This window comes from Streptomyces sp. NPDC014801 (genome assembly GCF_043082085.1).
Lineage (GTDB): Bacteria > Actinomycetota > Actinomycetes > Streptomycetales > Streptomycetaceae > Streptomyces.
The window spans coordinates 428136-445921 of record NZ_JBIBXG010000003.1; the positions used below are offsets into that span (position 1 = coordinate 428136).

The window sequence follows — 17786 nt, forward strand, 5'->3', positions numbered from 1 at the left end:
CACGGACCGAGAGGGGGCCCGAGCGTGACGATTCTGGAGACCATCCGGCAACCACGCGACCTGAAGGCGCTGTCCGAGACGGAACTGCGGGAACTGTCCGAGGAGATACGCGAGTTCCTGGTGCAGGCGGTCACCAGGACCGGCGGCCATCTCGGGCCCAATCTGGGCGTGGTGGAACTGACCATCGCCCTGCACCGGGTCTTCGAGTCCCCGGTCGACCGCATCCTGTGGGACACCGGCCACCAGTCCTACGTCCACAAACTGCTCACCGGACGCCAGGACTTCTCCAAACTGCGCGGCAAGGGCGGCCTGTCCGGATACCCCTCACGCGAGGAGTCCGAGCACGACGTCATCGAGAACAGCCACGCCTCCACCGCGCTCGGCTGGGCCGACGGCCTCGCCAAGGCCCGCCAGGTGCAGGGGGAGAAAGGCCACGTCGTCGCGGTGATCGGCGACGGCGCGCTGACCGGCGGCATGGCCTGGGAGGCGCTGAACAACATCGCGGCGGCCAAGGACCGGCCGCTGATCATCGTCGTCAACGACAACGAGCGCTCCTACGCGCCCACCATCGGCGGCCTCGCCAACCACCTGGCGACCCTGCGCACCACCGACTCCTACGAGAAGGTCCTCGCCTGGGGCAAGGACGTCCTGCTGCGCACGCCCGTGGTGGGCGCCACCGTCTACGAGTCCCTGCACGGCGCCAAGAAGGGCTTCAAGGACGCCTTCGCGCCGCAGGGCATGTTCGAGGACCTCGGCCTGAAGTACGTCGGCCCCATCGACGGCCACGACGTGCGGGCCGTCGAGTCGGCGCTGCGGCGCGCCAAGCGGTTCCACGGCCCGGTGCTGGTGCACTGCCTCACGGAGAAGGGCCGCGGCTACGAACCCGCCCTGAACCACGAGGAGGACCACTTCCACACCGTCGGCGTCATCGACCCGCTCACCTGCGCGCCGCTCACCCCGTCCGAGGGGCCCTCGTGGACGTCGGTGTTCGGCGACGAGATCGTGCGGATCGGCGAGGAACGGGACGACGTCGTCGCCATCACCGCCGCCATGCTGCACCCGGTCGGGCTCGGCAAGTTCGCCGAGCGGTTCCCGGACCGGGTCTGGGACGTGGGCATCGCCGAACAGCACGCGGCCGTCTCCGCCGCGGGCCTGGCCACCGGCGGGCTGCACCCCGTCGTCGCCGTCTACGCCACCTTCCTCAACCGCGCCTTCGACCAGCTGCTGATGGACGTCGCGCTGCACCGCTGCGGGGTCACCTTCGTCCTCGACCGGGCCGGCGTCACCGGCGCCGACGGGCCCTCCCACAACGGCATGTGGGACATGTCCGTCCTCCAGGTCGTGCCCGGCCTCAGGATCGCCGCCCCGCGCGACGCCGACCAGCTGCGCGCCCAGCTGCGCGAGGCCGTCGCCGTGGACGACGCGCCGACCCTGGTGCGCTTCCCGAAGGAGTCCGTCGGCCCGTCGATCCCGGCGGTCGACCACGTGGGCGGCCTGGACGTGCTGCACCGCTCGCCGGGACAGCCGCAGGTGCTGCTGGTCGCCGTCGGCGTGATGGCCCCGGTGTGCCTGCAGGCCGCCGAGCTGCTGCAGGCGCGCGGCATCGGCTGCACGGTCGTCGACCCGCGCTGGGTCAAGCCGGTCGACCCCGCCCTGCCGGGCCTCGCGGCCGAACACCGGCTGGTCGCCGTCGTCGAGGACAACAGCCGCGCCGCGGGCGTCGGCAGCGCGGTCGCCCTCGCTCTCGGTGACGCCGACGTGGACGTGCCGGTGCGGCGCTTCGGCATTCCGGAGCAGTTCCTCGCCCACGCCAAGCGCGGGGAGGTGCTGGCCGACATCGGCCTCACGCCCGTCGAGGTGGCCGGCCGGATCGGCGCGAGCCTGGCCGTCAGGGACCTCGACGGCACAGTCAAGGAGAGTGAATGACCACCGAGTTCGACCTCGGCGCGCTGCTCGCCGAGCGGGGCGGGGAACGCTACGAGCTGCACGCACGACACCTCAATCCGCAGCTCCCGCGCATGCTGCACACCATCGGCTTCGACAAGGTCTACGAGCGGGCCGAGGGCGCCCACTTCTACGACGCCGACGGCAACGACTACCTGGACATGCTCGCCGGGTTCGGGGTGATGGGCCTCGGCCGCCACCACCCGGTCGTCCGCAAGGCGCTGCACGACGTCCTGGACCTCGACCTGGCCGACCTCACCCGGTTCGACTGCCAGCCGCTGCCCGGCCTGCTCGCCGAACGGCTCCTCGCGCACAGCCCGCACCTGGACCGGGTGTTCTTCGGCAACAGCGGCACCGAGGCCGTCGAGACGGCCCTGAAGTTCGCCCGGTACGCCACCGGCAGGCCGCGCGTCCTGTACTGCGACCACGCCTTCCACGGGCTGACCACGGGCTCGCTGTCGGTCAACGGCGAGTCCGGCTTCCGGGACGGCTTCGCGCCGCTGCTGCCCGACACGGCGGTCCCCCTCGGCGACCTCGACGCGCTCGCCCGGGAGCTGAAGAAAGGCGACGTCGCCGCGCTGATCGTCGAGCCGATCCAGGGCAAGGGCGTGCACGAGGCCCCGCCCGGCTATCTGCGCGCCGCGCAGGAGCTGCTGCACCGGCACAAGGCGCTGCTCATCGCCGACGAGGTGCAGACCGGCCTCGGCCGCACCGGCGACTTCTACGCCTACCAGCACGAGGACGGCGTCGAACCGGACCTGGTGTGCGTGGCCAAGGCGCTCTCCGGCGGCTATGTGCCGGTGGGCGCCACCCTGGGCAAGGAGTGGATCTTCAAGAAGGTCTACTCGTCCATGGACCGCGTCCTGGTCCACTCCGCGAGCTTCGGCTCCAACGCCCAGGCGATGGCGTGCGGCCTCGCGGTCCTGTCGGTCATGGAGCAGGAGCAGATCGTCGCCGGGGTGCGGCGGACGGGGGAGCTGCTGAAGTCCCGGCTGGCCGCGCTGACCGACACCTACGAGCTGCTCGCCGACGTGCGCGGCCGGGGCCTGATGATCGGCATCGAGTTCGGCCGGCCGCAGTCGCTGAAGCTGCGCAGCCGCTGGGCCATGCTGCAGGCGGCCCGCAAGGGACTGTTCGCGCAGATGGTCGTCGTCCCGCTGCTCCAGCGGCACCGGATCCTCACCCAGGTCTCCGGTGACCACCTGGAGGTGATCAAACTGATCCCGCCGCTGATCATCGACGAGGCGGACGTGGACCGCTTCGTCGAGGCCTTCGCCGCCGTGATGGACGACGCGCACAGCGGCGGCGGACTGGTGTGGGACTTCGGCAAGACGCTGATCAAGCAGGCGGTGGCCAACCGCTGACGCGGCCCGCGGGTTTTGCCTCTGGGGCAAGAAATTTGCCGCAGAGGCAAGACTGCGGCTCAATGGAGGCATGAACTCCTCCGAGTTTCCGGCGGAAACGGCCGGTGACCTGCCCGCCGTGGCCCCGCAGCTGCGGGCCCTGCGCCGCCGCGCCGGCCTCACCCTGGAGGCCGCCGCCCGCGCCGCCGGACTGTCCGCGGCCCATCTGTCCCGGCTGGAGACCGGGCAGCGCCAGCCCTCGCTGCCGATGCTGCTCGCGCTCGCCCGTATCTACAGTACGACCGTCTCGGAGCTGCTCGGCGAGAGCGTCGCCGAGCGGGACGCCGTGGTGCGCGGGGCGGACATGGAGCCGACGGCCGCCGGCGGCTGGACGTACCGGCAGGCCGGAGCGCCCGGCCGCGGTATGCAGGCCCTGCGGGTGCGGGTGCCCTACGGGGCGCAGGGCGACATCGTGCGCGTGCACCCCGGCGAGGAGTGGCTGTACGTCCTGGACGGCCGCCTCAGGCTCCGGCTCGGGGACACCACCCACCGGCTCGGCCCGGGGGACAGCGCGCACTTCGACTCGCTCACCCCGCACCGGATCGCCGCCGAGGACCCGGGCGGGCTGGAGCTCCTGTTCGTCCACACCCTGCTGCAGAGCCCCACGGCCACGCTGTGCCTGGGGCCCGCCCACCCCGGAGAGGCACGATGAGCAACCTCGAGGAGAAGTTCCCCCGGACCCTGTGGATCCGGCTCATCATCTACATCGCCGTCGGACACGTCCTGGCCGGCTTCATCTGGCTGCTGTTCGAGGTGGGCGCGAAGTAGCCCCCCGGGTCGCCCGAGCCGAAGGAGTCCCCCGGGTCGAAGGCCCCCCATGGTCGAAGGATCCCCGGGCGCCGGCCCCCGGCGTGGCGCCGCGGCTCAGTCGAGCAGCCGCGCCCGCAGCCGCTCCCGCGTCGCGGGGGTGAGCTTCAGTCCCTGCTCCAGGTAGGCGTCGACGCCGCCCCAGGTCTCCTCGATGGTCTCCATGGCCGCGGTGAGGTACTCGGCCCGCGCGTCGAAGAGGGGGCTGAGCAGCTCCATCACCTCGGGCGTGTACGCCGACTCCGCCGAGCCGCTGCGGCGCACCTTGTAGCGGCGGTGCTTCTCGTTGGACTTCAGGTAGTCCTCGACGATCGCGTCCCGCTCCACGCCCAGCGCGAGCAGGGTGACCGCTATCGACAACCCCGCACGGTCCTTGCCGGCGGCGCAGTGCATCAGCGCCGGGACGTTGTCCTCGGCGAGCGCGTGCAGCACCCGGGAGTGCTCGCCGGTGCGCTCCTTGATGATCGTGCGGTAGGAGGCGATCATCCGGTGCGCGCCCTTGCCGTCGGCGAGGATGCCGCGCAGCTGGTCGAGGTCGCCGTCGCGCACCATCTTCCAGAACTCGGCGCCGTCCGCCGGGTCGGACAGCGGCAGGTTGACGTTGCGCACGCCCGGCAGCTCGACGTCCGGGCCCTCCAGCTTCTGGTCGGCGGCGTTGCGGAAGTCGAAGATCGTGTGCAGTCCCAGGGAGGAGAGGTAGGCCGCGTCCTCCTGCGTGGCGTGCGCGAGGTGACCGCTGCGGAACAGCACTCCGTGCCGCACGCGCCGCCCGTCGGTGGTGGGCAGTCCGCCCACGTCGCGGAAGTTGCGCACTCCGGCCAGCTCGGGTTCGGTCGACGGCACCTGCTGCGTCACGAAGGGCTCCTCCCGCTCGGCCCCGCCGGCGCGGCTCGGTGGCCGACGGGTGCCCCTCGACGATACGACATGGATTCCCGGGGCAACCGGTTGTCCCGGCGTCCCCGGCGGCGGTGGGCGAATGGGACGGATATCCGCCCGTGCCGCATCTGGGCTTTCTGTCCGAATTGCAGCCTTCCTTCCAACTCGCCAGGTAATAAAGGCTGCTGGGAAACCGCCGCGTGAGGAGCGTCATAACCGTGACCGTCCGTCGTACGTCATGTTCACGTAATCAGGACGGATTTCCTGGGGAATTGGTGAAAACGCCGGGCACGGAATGCACATAGCGTGACGGCGGAAACGGAAAGTCGATCACAGAAAACGCCCGTCGGCGCAACCTTCTGCTTGTCCCCGTGCGTCCTGCTCGCTTACGTTCCCCACCGAATCCGGACGGACGCCGAATCCTGCCGCCGTCCGGCGCACCGCACCCACCCACCCGACGTACGGCAGGAGCGGGGGACCCACAGGTACGACGCCTGTTCCGGTTCCCGGAACGGCTTTGGGGTGAAGCCGCGCCCAGCGCGGCCGGGCATCTCCCGCCCGAACCCGACAGCTCACCTCGCAGGCGCCGGAGAGGAATTGCGCCATGCCCGCGAAGGGTAAGCACCGCCGTCCGAAGGCCCAGCGTCTCGCCCGTACTCTCGCCGTCGCCGGCACCGGTGGCGCCGCGCTCGCGCTGCCGCTCGTGAGCGCCGCCGGCGCCCACGCCGCGACGCCGCAGGCCGCCGCCCAGTCGGTGACGGACAAGGCCGTCCGGACGCTGCCGTCCACCGCCCAGAAGGCCGCGCAGTCCGGTGCGCGCGTCTACACCGTGAAGGCCGGCGACTACCTGTCCAAGATCGCCGACGAGCAGCACGTCGCCGGCGGCTGGAAGAAGCTGTACGAGGACAACCGCGAGGCCGTCGGCAGCGACCCGTCGCTCATCCACCCCGGTCTGAAGCTGTCCCTCGGCAAGAAGGCCGCCACCGCGCACAAGGCCGCCCCGACGCACAAGAGCGAGGCGCCCGCGCGGAAGTCCTCCGCCAAGCCCGCCGAGGCCGCGAAGCCCGCCGAGGCCGCCAAGCCCGCGACCGCCGCCAACGGCTTCACCCTGCCGGTCTCCGGTGCCACCATCGGCACCGCCTACCACACCGCCGGCAGCATGTGGTCCAGCGGCTACCACACCGGCGTCGACTTCGTCGTCCCGACCGGCACCCCCGTCAAGGCCGTCGGCGCGGGCACCGTCGTCTCCGCCGGCTGGGGCGGCGCCTACGGCAACCAGGTCGTCATCAAGCTGAACGACGGCTACTACGCCCAGTACGCCCACCTGTCGCAGCTGTCCGTCTCCGCCGGGCAGAGCGTGACCGCGGGCCAGCAGCTCGGCCTGTCCGGCGCGACCGGCAACGTGACCGGCCCGCACCTGCACTTCGAGATCCGCACCACGCCGGACTACGGCTCCGACGTGGACCCGGTCGCCTACCTGCGCGCGCACGGCGTGGCCGTCGGCTGACCCCGCGCCGCGTCGCGGCACCCCACCTGACACGCCGTCGAAGGCCGGGCCCCCGCCAGGGGCCCGGCCTTCGACGTGGTGCGCGGTCCCGGGCCGCCTGCCGCCCGGGTCTATTCCCTGCTTGGCCAACCCTTTAGGAGTGGCTTATCTCACCGCCCGTCAACCCCTTCCTACGGTCGCGTAGGTCACATTCGAAGGTGAATCATGGACTGCTGTGGCAGACGATTCGAAGAGTGACAGCAGAGCAGTGATCGGGTCGTACGTGGCGGTGGGGGACAGCTTCACCGAGGGCGTGGGCGACCCCGGCCCCGACGGGCAGTTCGTCGGCTGGGCCGACCGGTTCGCCGTACTCCTCGCCGACCGGCGGCCCGAAGGCGACTTCACGTACACGAACCTCGCGGTACGCGGCAAACTCCTCGACCAGATCGTGGCCGACCAGGTGCCGAGGGCCGTCGAACTCGCCCCCGATCTGGTGTCGTTCTGCGCGGGCGGCAACGACATCATCCGGCCCGGCACCGATCCCGACGAGGTCGCCGAGCGGTTCGAGAAGGCGGTCGCGCAGCTCACCGCGGTGGCCGGCACGGTCATGGTGACGACGGGCTTCGACACGCGGGGCGTGCCGCTGCTCAAGCATCTGCGCGGCAAGATCGCGACCTACAACGGGCATGTGCGGGCCGTCGCCGACCGCTACGGCTGCCCGGTGCTCGACCTGTGGTCGCTGAAGTCCGTCCAGGACCGCCGCGCCTGGGACCACGACCGGCTGCACCTGTCGCCGGAGGGCCACACGCGCGTGGCGCTGCGGGCCGGCCAGGTGCTCGGCCTGAAGGTCCCGGCCGATCCGGAGCAGCCCTGGCCGCCGCTGCCGCCGCGCGGCACGCTGGAGGTCCGGCGCGACGACGTGCACTGGGCCCGCGAGTACCTGGTGCCGTGGATCGGCCGCCGGCTGCGCGGCGAGTCCTCCGGCGACCACGTGACCGCGAAGGGCACGCTCTCCCCGGACGACATCAAGCTGCGCATCGCAGCGGTGGCCTGACCGGCCCGCCCACCCGCCGAGGACACCGGTGGCCCGCCCCGCCCGGGGCGGGGCGGGCCACCGGTGTCCTCGCTTCCCCACGTCCCGTCGCCCCGGAGCGGCCGGGACCACCCGCGAACGAACGCCGCGGCGCTCGGCGGGGCCCGCGTTCGGGGTCCGGGGTCGCCCCCGTGGTTACTTCGGTGGGGTCGTCAGGGCTTTCCGGTGAGGCCCAGTTCGTGGGTCAGGGCCTCGTCGACCCATTGCTGGGCGCGGGTGCGGGGGACCGTGCCGCCGTAGGCGGTGAGCTGGACGGCGAGCCCGTCGAGCAGGGCCGTCAGCCGCAGCGCGGTGGCGGCCGGGTCGGGGCAGGTGAACTCGCCCGCGGCCACGCCGTCCGCGACGACCTCGGCGAGCGCCGCCTTCCACTGCCGGTCCAGGTCGCGCGTGACCTCCCGCAGCGCGGGCTCGCGCAGCGCCGCCGACCAGCCCTCGATCCACAGCCGCCAGCCCTTGGCCTGCCCGGTCGGCGCGTACCAGCGCACCGCCGCGCGCAGCCGGCGCAGCGCGCTGGTGCGGCGGCCGAGCAGCTCGCGCAGCCGGGCGAGGTCGGCCTCGGCGGCGTACGCGAAGGCCGCGGCGACCAGCTTCTCCTTGGTGGAGAAGTGGTACAGCACCAGCGCGTTGCTCACCCCGAGAGCCTGGGCGACGTCGGCGATCCGCACCGCCGCCACGCCCCGCTCCTCGATCTGCTCCACGGCGGCGCGCAGGATCTCGCCCTGCCGCTCCGCCACGCTCAACCGCACTCTCGCCACGGCGATTCACCCTAGTGCAGCGCGCGGGGCCGGACACAGCCCACGTGTCCGGCCCCACGTCCCGGCGCCCGGCCCGGGATCAGCCCTGGGTCTCGGCCCCCGTCGGCAGCGGCGGCTCGGCCGCCACCCGGGCCCACTCCTCGTCGGTCAGCACCCGGGAGCGCAGCAGGAACCGGACGCCCTCGGGGGCTTCCAGGGAGAAGCCGCTGCCCCGGCCGGGGACCACGTCGACGGTGAGGTGGGTGTGCCGCCAGTAGGCGTACTGGTCGGCGCTCATCCAGAACGGGACGTCCCCGGCGACATGGCCGAGCAGGACGTCCGAGCCGCCGACCCGGAACTCGCCGCGCGGGTAGCACATGGGCGCGCTGCCGTCGCAGCAGCCGCCGGACTGGTGGAACATCACCGGTCCGTGACGGGCCGTCAGCTTGGCGAGGAGATCCTCGGCCTCCTCCGTCAGCTCCACCCGGGTCACCCGCTCGCCCATCAGAAGAACCCGAGCTTCTTCGCCGAGTAGCTCACCAGCAGGTTCTTCGTCTGCTGGTAGTGGTCGAGCATCATCTTGTGGGTCTCACGGCCGATGCCGGACTTCTTGTAGCCGCCGAACGCCGCGTGCGCCGGGTAGGCGTGGTAGCAGTTCGTCCACACACGCCCGGCCTTGATCTCCCGGCCCATCCGGTAGGCGGTGTTGCCGTCCCGGGTCCACACGCCGGCGCCGAGGCCGTACAGCGTGTCGTTGGCGATCTTCAGGGCCTCCTCGACCGAGTCGTACGTCGTCACCGACACCACCGGGCCGAAGATCTCCTCCTGGAAGATCCGCATGTCGTTGGTGCCGCGGAAGATCGTCGGCTCGATGTAGTAGCCGCCCTCCAGGCCGGCCACCGAGCGCGGCGCGCCGCCGGTCAGCAGCTCGGCGCCCTCCTTCTTGCCGATGTCGATGTACGACAGGATCTTCTCGTACTGGTCGTTGCTGGCCTGCGCGCCGATCATGGTCGCCGGGTCCAGCGGGTCGCCGCTGACGATGGCCTTGGTGCGCTCCACGCACCGGGCCATGAACTCGTCGTAGATCGAGGAGTGGATCAGGGCGCGGGACGGGCAGGTGCACACCTCGCCCTGGTTGAGGGCGAACATCACGAAGCCCTCGACCGCCTTGTCCAGGAAGTCGTCGTCGGCGGCCGTCACGTCCGGCAGGAAGATGTTCGGGCTCTTGCCGCCCAGCTCCAGGGTGACCGGGATGATGTTCTCGCTCGCGTACTGCATGATCAGCCGGCCGGTCGTGGTCTCGCCGGTGAAGGCGATCTTGGCGATGCGCGAGCTGGACGCGAGCGGCTTGCCCGCCTCCACGCCGAAGCCGTTGACCACGTTGAGCACACCGGGCGGCAGCAGGTCGGCGATCAGGTCGATGACGTACAGCAGGCTGGCCGGGGTCTGCTCGGCCGGCTTGATGACCACGCAGTTGCCGGCGGCGAGGGCGGGGGCGAGCTTCCACGCGGCCATCAGGATGGGGAAGTTCCACGGGATGATCTGGCCGACCACGCCCAGCGGCTCGTGGAAGTGGTAGGCGACCGTGTCGTCGTCGATCTCCGCGATGCTGCCCTCCTGGCCGCGCACCACGCCCGCGAAGTAGCGGAAGTGGTCGATCGCGAGGGGGATGTCGGCGGCCAGCGTCTCGCGCACCGGCTTGCCGTTCTCCCAGGTCTCCGCGACGGCGATCTTCTCCAGGTTCGCCTCCATGCGGTCCGCGATCCGGTTGAGCACCGCGGCGCGCTCGGCGGCGGAGGTACGGCCCCACTTCGGCGCGGCGGCGTGCGCGGCGTCGAGGGCGAGGTCGATGTCCGCGGCGGTGGAGCGGGCCACCTCGCAGAAGCTCTTGCCGGTCACGGGCGACAGGTTCTCGAAGTACTGGCCCTCGACGGGGGCGACCCAGTCGCCGCCGATGAAGTTGTCGTAACGGCGGGCGAACTGGACGATGCTGCCCTCGGCTCCGGGCTGTGCGTACACCATGGCGGCTCTCCTCGGCGGATGGTGAGTGCGGTGCCACGGCGGCCCCTGCCACCGTGACGCGCCTCACTGTGACCCCGCGAGGTTGGCGGGAGGTTGGCGCACCTCCCGCGCCCGCCGGACCCCGCACGGCACCCCGCTCCCGAGCGGGCGAACCGGTGCCGGGTCAGTCCCGCAGTGCCGCGCTCAGGCGGCCCGCGGCGATGGCGCGGCGCAGGTCGTCCGGGGGGAGCAGGCGCCAGGCGTGCTCGTGCACCTCCGTGTCGTACGGGGCGCACTCGCCGTAGCGCAGGGCGTGCTCGGGGCCGTTGCTGGCGAGGACCGCCTCGCGCACGGCGACCTCCAGATGGTCCCGCCAGCGCAGGATGCCCGGCGCCTCCGAGCGGGGCAGCAGCGGCCCCCGGTAGTGCTGCAGCGCGGTCGTGGTGTCGCCGCGCTCCAGGGCGCGCAGCACCTCCACGGCGTCGCACACGACGGGCACCGTCAGGGCGTAGCGCCGCGCGGCGATCCCGCCGCCGAGGGCCCGGCGCAGATGGGAGACCTCGGCCTTGAAGGTGGACGCGGTCACCGGCCGGTCCCCGTACAGCGCGTCGCGCAGCCGCTCGGAGGTGAAGCCGTCGGGCTCCAGCGCGAGCAGGGTGAGGATCTCCAGCTGGCGGGGGCGCAGCGGCAGCGGTGTGCCGTCGCGTTCGGCGCGCTCCACGCCCAGGCAGCTCAGCCGGACGGGGGAGGTCTCCACGAGGGTGGGGCGCTGCGCGGGCAGCTCGCTGGCCAGCCGGGTCTCGATGGCGCTGGCCAGCGACCGCACCGTCGACATCGCCAGCGGATGCGAGCGGTCCCAGGTCGTCGACAGGTCCAGCACGCCCAGCACCCGGCCGTCGGGGGCGCGCAGCGGGGCGCAGTAACAGACCCAGCCGTGCAGCGCGGTCACCAGGTGCTCGGCGGAGAAGACGGTGCTGGGGCGGCCGGTGCGCAGCGCCAGGGAGAGCGCGTTGGTGCCCATGTCCGGCTCGTCCCAGCGCCCGCCGGGCGCGAAGTTGACCCGCTCCGCGCGGTGCCGCATGGTGCGTCCGCCGCACGTCCACAGGATGGTGCCGGACTCGTCCGTGACCGCGGTGACGAACCCGGCGTCGTCGGCGATGCTGTGCAGCTCGCCGGCCAGGTCGGCGACCGGGCGGCGCAGCGGGGAGCGGGCCCAGCGGTGGGCCACGGAGTCGCCCTCCAGGCCCGGCGCGCTGTCGCGGTGCGGGTCGACGTGGCTCAGCGAGCGCACCCACGACTCGGTGACCTCGGGCCGCAACGACCCGTCGCCGGGCGAGAGCCTGGCCTCCTTCAGCCGCGGCACCCACCGGGTCCACTCGTCCTCCAGCGTGGCCCTGCGCCGCCGGAGGTCACTGCGCTGTGACATCTCTTCCCCTGCCGTCGTTCGGGGACAATCGCCCATTGTCCACCCGATCCGCGCGTGGCGCACCTGTCCGGTCGGACAGGGAAACCCACCCCGGTCGGAGGGGTGGTGCGCCCGGCCCCGGCCCGCCTACCTTGGCCTTCGGGGCCGACGACAGAGTTATCGGACAACACGTCGGTGAAATCAAGGTCGCGCACCCGGTGGGGACCTCGCCCCAGGGACGGATTCGGGAGGAGGTCGCATGTCGCTTCTGCCCGGCGTCATGGTGACCGGCCGTGGTGATCCGGCCGCCCGCTGGAGTCACGACGAACGCCAGTGCGAGCTGCCCGGGCCGCAGCCGGCGGACGGCGTGCCGGGCGGCGGGAGCGTGCGGCTGGCCAAGTTCCACGTCCCCGAGGTCGTCTTCGGGCCGGGCTCGCTGGCCGAGCTCGGGCACTGCGCGGTGCGGCTCGGCGCCCGCCGCCCCTTCCTGGTCACCGACCCCGGGCTGATCGAGGCCGGCTGGGTGGAGGAGGCCGTCGGCCATCTGCGCCGGGTGGGCCTCAGGCCCGTGGTGTGGCACGACGTCACACCTAACCCGAAGGACCACGAGGTGGAGGCCGGCCACGCGCGGTACGCCGACAGCGGCAGCGACGTGATCATCGGCGTGGGCGGCGGGTCCGTCGTCGACGCGGCCAAGGGCGTGGCGATCCTGTCCGGCAACGGCGGGCGCATCCTCGACTACGAGGGCGTGGACCGGGTCGGCCGGCCGATCCCGCCGACCGTGATGGTGCCCTCCACCTCCGGCACCGGCGCGGACGTGTCGCAGTTCGCCGTGATCACCGACACCGACGCCCACATCAAGATCACCATCATCAGCCGCACCCTCGTCCCGGACATCTCCGTGATCGACCCCCGGCTGCTGACCACCATGCCGCAGTGGCTGAACGCCGCCACCGGCCTGGACGCCCTCACCCACGCCGTCGAGGCGTACGTCTCGCGCGCCCACAACCCGCTCACCGACACCCACGCCCTGCACGCCGTGCGGCTGATCACCGGCAACCTGGTGCGCACCCAGGTCCAGCCCATGGACTTCGGTGCCCGGCTCGCCATGGCCCAGGGCTCGCTGGAGGCCGGAATGGCGTTCACCAACGCCATCCTCGGCGCCACCCACGCCATGAGCCACCAGGTCGGGGGCCTGCTCGACGCCCCGCACGGCGTGGTCAACGGCGTGCTGCTGCCGCATGTGATCCGCTTCAACGCCGAGGCCTGGCCGGAGCGGTTCGCCGCGCTCGGCGCCGCCGCCGGCCTGCCCACCGAGGGCGTGCCGCCGTACGAGGTCGCCCTGCGCCTGGCCGACCTGGTGCGCGCCCTCGCCGACGACGTCGGCGTGCCCAAGTCCCTGGCCGCGCTCGGCGTCGCCGACAGCGACGTGCCGCTGCTCGCCCGCACCACGCTCAAGGACGCCTGCATGGCCACCAACCCCCGCAGCGTCGACGTCCACGACGTCGAGACCCTGTTCCGCGAGGCGCTGTGAGGCACGCCCGATGACCGCCCCCGAACCCGCCGACCTCGGAGTCCTCACCGGGCTGCGCTCCGGCAAACGCTCCTACTACCCGGCCTACCGGCGCTCCACCGAACGCCTGGAACGCACGGTGGAGGCCCTCGACGGGATCTCCCGCGCGCTGGTGCGCACCGCCGAGGGCCCGCGCGCGCTCGTCGAGGCCGTCGTGCGCACCGCCGCCGACCATCTGCAGGCCCGCTGGGTGCTCCTCGCCGTCGCCGACGGCGCGCTGCGCGCGGCCCGGCCGCGGTTCCTGCTGTACGCCGACGACGTGCTCATCGACGACGAGACCCTGCTGCCCGCCGACGTCCGCCCGCATCTGAGGCTGCTGCGCGCCCGCCCCTGGGAGGCGGCCGGCACCGCCGGGGCGCGCGGCCGGGTGTGCGCGCCGATGACCCTGGACGGCGAACCCGTCGGCGGCATCGCCGCCGAGCCCGGCACCGGAGTCGAGGTCGCCGAGACCGACCTCGCGATCCTGCGGGTGCTCGCCAACCAGGCCGCCGTCGCCCTGCACAACACCTACCTCTTCCACGCCGCCGCCGCGCTGCGCGGCCGCACCGAGGAGCTGTCCGAGGCCGCCGAACGGCAGGCCCGCGACCTCGCCGCGCGCAGCGTCGAGCTCGCCCGCACCCAGGAGCGGCTGCTGCACGCGATGCAGCGCCAGGCGCTCGACGACGAACGCCACCGCATCGCCCGCGAACTGCACGACAGCGTCACCCAGTACGTGCTCAGCGCCGGCATGACCGTCGAGGTGTGCCGCGCCGAACTGGCCGCCATGGGCGGCGAGGCGGCCGCCATCGCCGACCGGCTCGCCGAGGCCAAGGACCTCAACCGGCAGGCCGTGGAGCGGCTGCGCGCCTCCATCTACGCCCTGCACCACTCCTCGCAGGAGCCGTCCGGGCCGCTGCCGGTGATGCTGCAGCGGCTGTCCTCGGTGCACCTGCCGACCGCGCTGGACGTTCGGGTGCAGGTGCTCGGGCCTCCGGTGCCGCTGCCCGCACCGGCCGAGGAGTCCGTGCTGCGGCTGGCCGGGGAGGCCCTGTTCAACTCCGCCACCCACGGCCGGGCGAGCCGTGCCCTGGTCCGGCTGCGCTACCAGGCCGGCGCCGTCGTGCTGAGCGTGTCCGACGACGGCACCGGCGATCCGGCGCAGCTGCGGCGGGCGCTGGCGATGTCCCGGGCCGCCGACCTCTCCGGCCGGCACCGGGGCCTTGCCAACATGGTCGCCCGCGCCGAGGAGCTGGGCGGCACCCTGACCATCCGCCGCTCCGGCATGGGCGGCGTCCTGCTGCGGGTGCGCATCCCGCTGCCCGTCCCCGCCGAGGAGGCAGAAGCCGATGACCGCTGACCCGGCCCCGCACACCCCGCCGGCCCCGCACACCCCGGCGACCACGGGCGCCACGGCGACCACGGGCACTCCGGGTACCGCGGGCACCCTGCGGATCGTCCTCGTGGACGACCACGCGATCGTCCGGCACGGGCTGAAGTCGATCCTCGAACGCGAGAGCGACCTGGAGGTGGTGGGGGAGGCGAGCACCGCCGCCGAGGCGGAGGCCGTCGTGGACCGGGTGCGCCCGCAGATCGTGCTGCTCGACCTGAAGCTGTCCACCGGCGCCGACACCGAGGGCCTCGACCTCTGCGCGAAGCTGACGAAGCGTCACCCGGGCCTCGCGGTCCTGGTGCTGACCACGTTCCTCGACGACACCCTCGTCGTCGACGCCATCCACCACGGGGCGCGCGGCTATGTCGTCAAGGACGTCGACACCACCGAACTGCTGCGCTCCATCCGCGCGGTGGCAGTCGGCGACAGCGCCTTCGACTCGCACGCCGCCGCCGCGATGGTCCGCTCGATGCGCGGCCGCCCCGAACAACCCCGGTTCACCGAACGCGAGTTGCTGGTGCTCCAGCATCTGGCCCGCGGGCTGAGCAACCGGGACATCGGGGCGCGGCTGTACGTGTCGGAGACGACCGTGAAGTTCCACCTGCGCAACATCATGCGCAAGATGAACGCGAGCAGCCGCGCCGAAGTCGTCTACGAGGCCAGCAAGCTCGGCGTCATCTGACCCCGGAGCGGTCGAGCACCAGCCACCCGCCGTGGTGGTCGGCGACCTGGAACGCCAGCCCCGAGCCGCGCCCCAGCGCGGCCAGCGCCGCCCGGTCGAAGGTGCGCACATGCCCGTACGCGGCGGTCGGCTCCTCCTCGTACGGTACGGCGACCACGACCCGCCGCCGGGCCAGCCGCACCGCCTCGCGCACCACCGCCGCGCCGTGCGCCGGCTCCAGGTGCTCCAGCACGTGGATGACGGTGACCGTGTCCACCGCCGCGTCGGGCAGCGGCACCCGGGCCGCGTCGCAGGCCAGCGTGGCCAGCGGCGCGGCCCGCTCGGCGGCCACCGCGGACAGCAGCCGCATGGTGCCCGCGGCGAGGTCGGAGGCGGTCACGGCGGTGCCGGGACGCTCGGCGAGCAGCAGCGGCAGGAAGCCGAAGCAGGAGCCCACGTCGAGGACCGTCCCGGCGCCCACCAGGTCCAGGGTGCGCCGGTAGACGGGGGCGAAGCCCGCGATCGAGGAGTGGTCGGCGGCGCCCGGACCCGCCCAGGAGCGGCGGATCCGGGTCAGCGTGTTGGCGTAGAAGGTGGTCCACGCCGGCAGCGCACCGTCCACGCAGGAGCGCACCACCCCGGTGAAGACCCGCTCGAAGACATCGCTGCCGGACAGCCAGCCGGGCGCGAACAGCTCCTCGGCGAGCAGCCCGGCCAGGTCGTTGTCCAGCTGCCCGGGCCGCAGCCAGTGGCCCACCTCCACCCGGCGGCCACGGCGGCGCAGCCGGAAGTGCGCGGTGCGCACCAGCAGCCCGGCCGCCGGGCCGCCCGCGTCGGGCGGTTCGCGCAGCACGCGCACCAGCTCGTCGTCGTAGCGGCCCGGCGGGTGCGCGGCCAGGGGATCGATACGGTGCCGGGGAGCGGCCTGCGGTGTGCTCATCGCCCCACCGCCGCCATCCGCAGTGCCGTGCGCTCCAGCCCCGTCAGATCGGCGACCTGCCGGACCCGGTCGCAGTACGGCGCGTACTTCGGCAAATCGCAGGCGCCCAGCCCCCAGGAGAAGCGCGGCTCCGGGGTCAGCCACACCGTCTCGCGCACCCGGCGGGTGATCTCCTCGAACGCCTCGACGGCCGGCGGCCGGCCGTTGCCGCGCCCGTCGCCCAGCACCAGCAGGGTGGTGCGCCGCCCGAGCGCCGGGGCGTGCTCGGCGAGCAGCCGCTCGAAGGTGCGGCCGTAGTCGGAGTGGCCGTCCACGTCGAGCAGCCCGCCCGCCGGCAGCCCGTCGAAGACCAGACCGAGGGCCTTCTCCAGCGGGTGCTCGGCGAACAGCTCGGTGATCTCGGTGGGTTCGTCGACGAACGCGAACGTGCGCACCTGCCCGAACAGCGACTGCAGCCCGTGCACCAGGTGCAGCGTGAAACGGGCGGTCGCCCGCACCGACAGCGACACGTCCGCCAGCACCACCAGCCGCGGCCGGTCCTCGGCGCGGGTGACCGTGACCGGGCGGAACGGCACCCCGTCGTAGCGCATGTTGCGCCGCATGGTGCGGGCCGGGTGGACCCGTCCGCGCGGGGTGACGCGCCGGCGGGCGGTCGGCGCGCCGTGCAGCGTGCGGCCCATGCGGCGCAGCGCCTCCTCCAGCCGGTCCCGCTCGCTCTCGTCGACCGTCTCGGTGCGGGCCCGCTCGGCGAGCCGCGCCGTCTCCACGGCCGCCGACTGCAGTTGTGCGAGCCGGTCGAGGTGGCGTTTGAGCAGCTCGGGCAGGCCCTCGACGGTCCCTGCCAGGGGAGCGGCCTCGCCCTGCGGCCCTTCGGGCACGCTCTCGTGCCGCGCCACGGTCAGCTCCGTCTCCAACGGCCGCCCGGCCGGCGGGGCGAGCCGGCCGGGCACCCCGGCGCCGTGCAGCCGCTCGGTCTCCAATTGCACGGACCCGCCGGCGCCCGGCCCGCGCGCCCCGTCCTGCGCCAGCACGATCTCGTCGGTCAGCGCGGCCAGGTCCAGCTTGTTGGCCTCCTGGTGGAGGTTGTAGCGCTGGGCCAGGTCCTGCTGGTCGAAGAAGTCGCGGATGTCGGCCGGCTTGCCGTGGCTGTGCCCCTGCTGGGGCGTCTCGGACGGCTCCTCGGAGACGGTGTACGACTCCAGCTCGCCGGTGTCGCTCAGGTCGTCGTGCGCGTGCCCGTGCTCGTGCTCGCCGTCCGCCCCGGTCACCGGGCGCAGCGCGAAGAACGCCGAGAACAGCTCGTCGAACACGGCGTCGTCGCGGCGGTCCTTCACCAGCGTCAGGCGCAGCGCCTCGCGCAGCGTCTCCCGGCCGCCGAGCACCCCGGGCTGGCCGGCCGCGCGCAGCGCGTCCAGCGCCTCCGACACGGACACGCGCAGCCCGAACAGCCGCAGCAGACGGACGAATCGGTGCACCCCGGCTTCCATGCCCGCC

The 17786-nt window shown here is 73.1% G+C and carries 16 protein-coding genes and 1 riboswitch; of the genes, 9 read left to right on the forward strand and 7 right to left on the reverse strand.

The annotated features are described in order from the left end of the window. The first annotated feature begins 24 nt into the window (after nt 1-24). The 4 genes from dxs (at nt 25) to ACF1AL_RS08585 (ending at nt 4115) form a co-directional block, all read left to right on the forward strand. Complete coding sequence (gene dxs / locus ACF1AL_RS08570) at nt 25-1926, forward strand: 1-deoxy-D-xylulose-5-phosphate synthase (RefSeq protein WP_391695775.1); 1902 nt, start codon at nt 25-27, stop codon at nt 1924-1926. Then, complete coding sequence (locus ACF1AL_RS08575) at nt 1923-3308, forward strand: aspartate aminotransferase family protein (protein WP_366834808.1); 1386 nt, start codon at nt 1923-1925, stop codon at nt 3306-3308. The genes dxs and ACF1AL_RS08575 overlap by 4 nt, the downstream gene beginning before the upstream one ends. 70 nt (nt 3309-3378) lie before the next feature. Beyond that, complete coding sequence (locus ACF1AL_RS08580) at nt 3379-3999, forward strand: helix-turn-helix domain-containing protein (RefSeq protein ID WP_391825631.1); 621 nt, start codon at nt 3379-3381, stop codon at nt 3997-3999. After that, entirely contained in the window at nt 3996-4115 is a 120-nt protein-coding gene (locus ACF1AL_RS08585) for a DUF6126 family protein (protein ID WP_366834810.1), read from the forward strand. Before ACF1AL_RS08580 ends, ACF1AL_RS08585 begins: the two co-directional genes overlap by 4 nt. A 96-nt stretch (nt 4116-4211) precedes the next feature. Here the strand turns inward: ACF1AL_RS08585 and ACF1AL_RS08590 are convergent, their stop codons facing one another. Continuing rightward, nucleotides 4212-5009 carry a tyrosine-protein phosphatase gene (locus ACF1AL_RS08590; protein ID WP_391825632.1) on the reverse strand — a complete coding sequence of 266 codons (798 nt, stop codon included), beginning with the start codon at nt 5007-5009 and terminating at the stop codon, nt 4212-4214. Nucleotides 5010-5467: 458 nt separating this feature from the next. Next, nucleotides 5468-5629, forward strand: a riboswitch (cyclic di-AMP (ydaO/yuaA leader). A 5-nt stretch (nt 5630-5634) separates the two neighbouring features. Between ACF1AL_RS08590 and ACF1AL_RS08595 the strand changes: the two genes are divergently transcribed. After that, complete coding sequence (locus tag ACF1AL_RS08595; RefSeq protein ID WP_366834812.1) at nt 5635-6537, forward strand: LysM peptidoglycan-binding domain-containing M23 family metallopeptidase; 903 nt, start codon at nt 5635-5637, stop codon at nt 6535-6537. Nucleotides 6538-6784: 247 nt separating this feature from the next. Continuing rightward, nucleotides 6785-7570 carry an SGNH/GDSL hydrolase family protein gene (locus ACF1AL_RS08600; protein ID WP_366835056.1) on the forward strand — a complete coding sequence of 262 codons (786 nt, stop codon included), beginning with the start codon at nt 6785-6787 and terminating at the stop codon, nt 7568-7570. A gap of 191 nt (nt 7571-7761) precedes the next feature. Here the strand turns inward: ACF1AL_RS08600 and ACF1AL_RS08605 are convergent, their stop codons facing one another. The 4 genes from ACF1AL_RS08605 to ACF1AL_RS08620 form a co-directional block, all read right to left on the reverse strand. Then, the gene (locus ACF1AL_RS08605) at nt 7762-8364 is read right to left on the reverse strand and encodes a TetR/AcrR family transcriptional regulator (RefSeq protein WP_366834813.1); all 603 of its coding nucleotides are present in this window, start codon (nt 8362-8364) and stop codon (nt 7762-7764) included. Nucleotides 8365-8443: 79 nt separating this feature from the next. Next, the gene (locus tag ACF1AL_RS08610) at nt 8444-8848 is read right to left on the reverse strand and encodes a DUF779 domain-containing protein (RefSeq protein ID WP_366834814.1); all 405 of its coding nucleotides are present in this window, start codon (nt 8846-8848) and stop codon (nt 8444-8446) included. Beyond that, a complete protein-coding gene (gene adh, locus ACF1AL_RS08615) occupies nt 8848-10365 on the reverse strand; it encodes an aldehyde dehydrogenase (protein WP_366834815.1) in 1518 nt (505 codons plus the stop codon). The genes ACF1AL_RS08610 and adh overlap by 1 nt, the downstream gene beginning before the upstream one ends. 163 nt (nt 10366-10528) lie before the next feature. Further along, a complete protein-coding gene (locus ACF1AL_RS08620; RefSeq protein ID WP_384213112.1) occupies nt 10529-11770 on the reverse strand; it encodes a GAF domain-containing protein in 1242 nt (413 codons plus the stop codon). Between the two features lie 238 nt (nt 11771-12008). On the opposite strand from ACF1AL_RS08620, the gene ACF1AL_RS08625 reads away from it, so the two are divergent. The 3 genes from ACF1AL_RS08625 to ACF1AL_RS08635 are packed head-to-tail and all read left to right on the forward strand — an operon-like array spanning nt 12009 to nt 15373. Next, entirely contained in the window at nt 12009-13283 is a 1275-nt protein-coding gene (locus ACF1AL_RS08625; protein WP_366834817.1) for an iron-containing alcohol dehydrogenase, read from the forward strand. A gap of 10 nt (nt 13284-13293) precedes the next feature. Beyond that, nucleotides 13294-14658 (forward strand): histidine kinase, encoded by a 1365-nt coding sequence (locus ACF1AL_RS08630; RefSeq protein WP_366834818.1) that lies wholly within the window; start codon nt 13294-13296, stop codon nt 14656-14658. Further along, entirely contained in the window at nt 14648-15373 is a 726-nt protein-coding gene (locus ACF1AL_RS08635) for a response regulator (RefSeq protein WP_391659555.1), read from the forward strand. The genes ACF1AL_RS08630 and ACF1AL_RS08635 overlap by 11 nt, the downstream gene beginning before the upstream one ends. Here the strand turns inward: ACF1AL_RS08635 and mftM are convergent. Next, nucleotides 15366-16292, reverse strand: coding sequence for a mycofactocin oligosaccharide methyltransferase MftM (mftM, locus tag ACF1AL_RS08640; RefSeq protein WP_366834820.1), 927 nt, complete (start codon nt 16290-16292; stop codon nt 15366-15368). The two genes, ACF1AL_RS08635 and mftM, sit on opposite strands and share 8 nt — an antisense overlap. Beyond that, on the reverse strand, nt 16289-17767 hold the full coding sequence (locus ACF1AL_RS08645; RefSeq protein WP_386583716.1) for a VWA domain-containing protein: 1479 nt from the start codon (nt 17765-17767) through the stop codon (nt 16289-16291). The genes mftM and ACF1AL_RS08645 overlap by 4 nt, the downstream gene beginning before the upstream one ends. Nucleotides 17768-17786 lie beyond the last annotated feature (19 nt).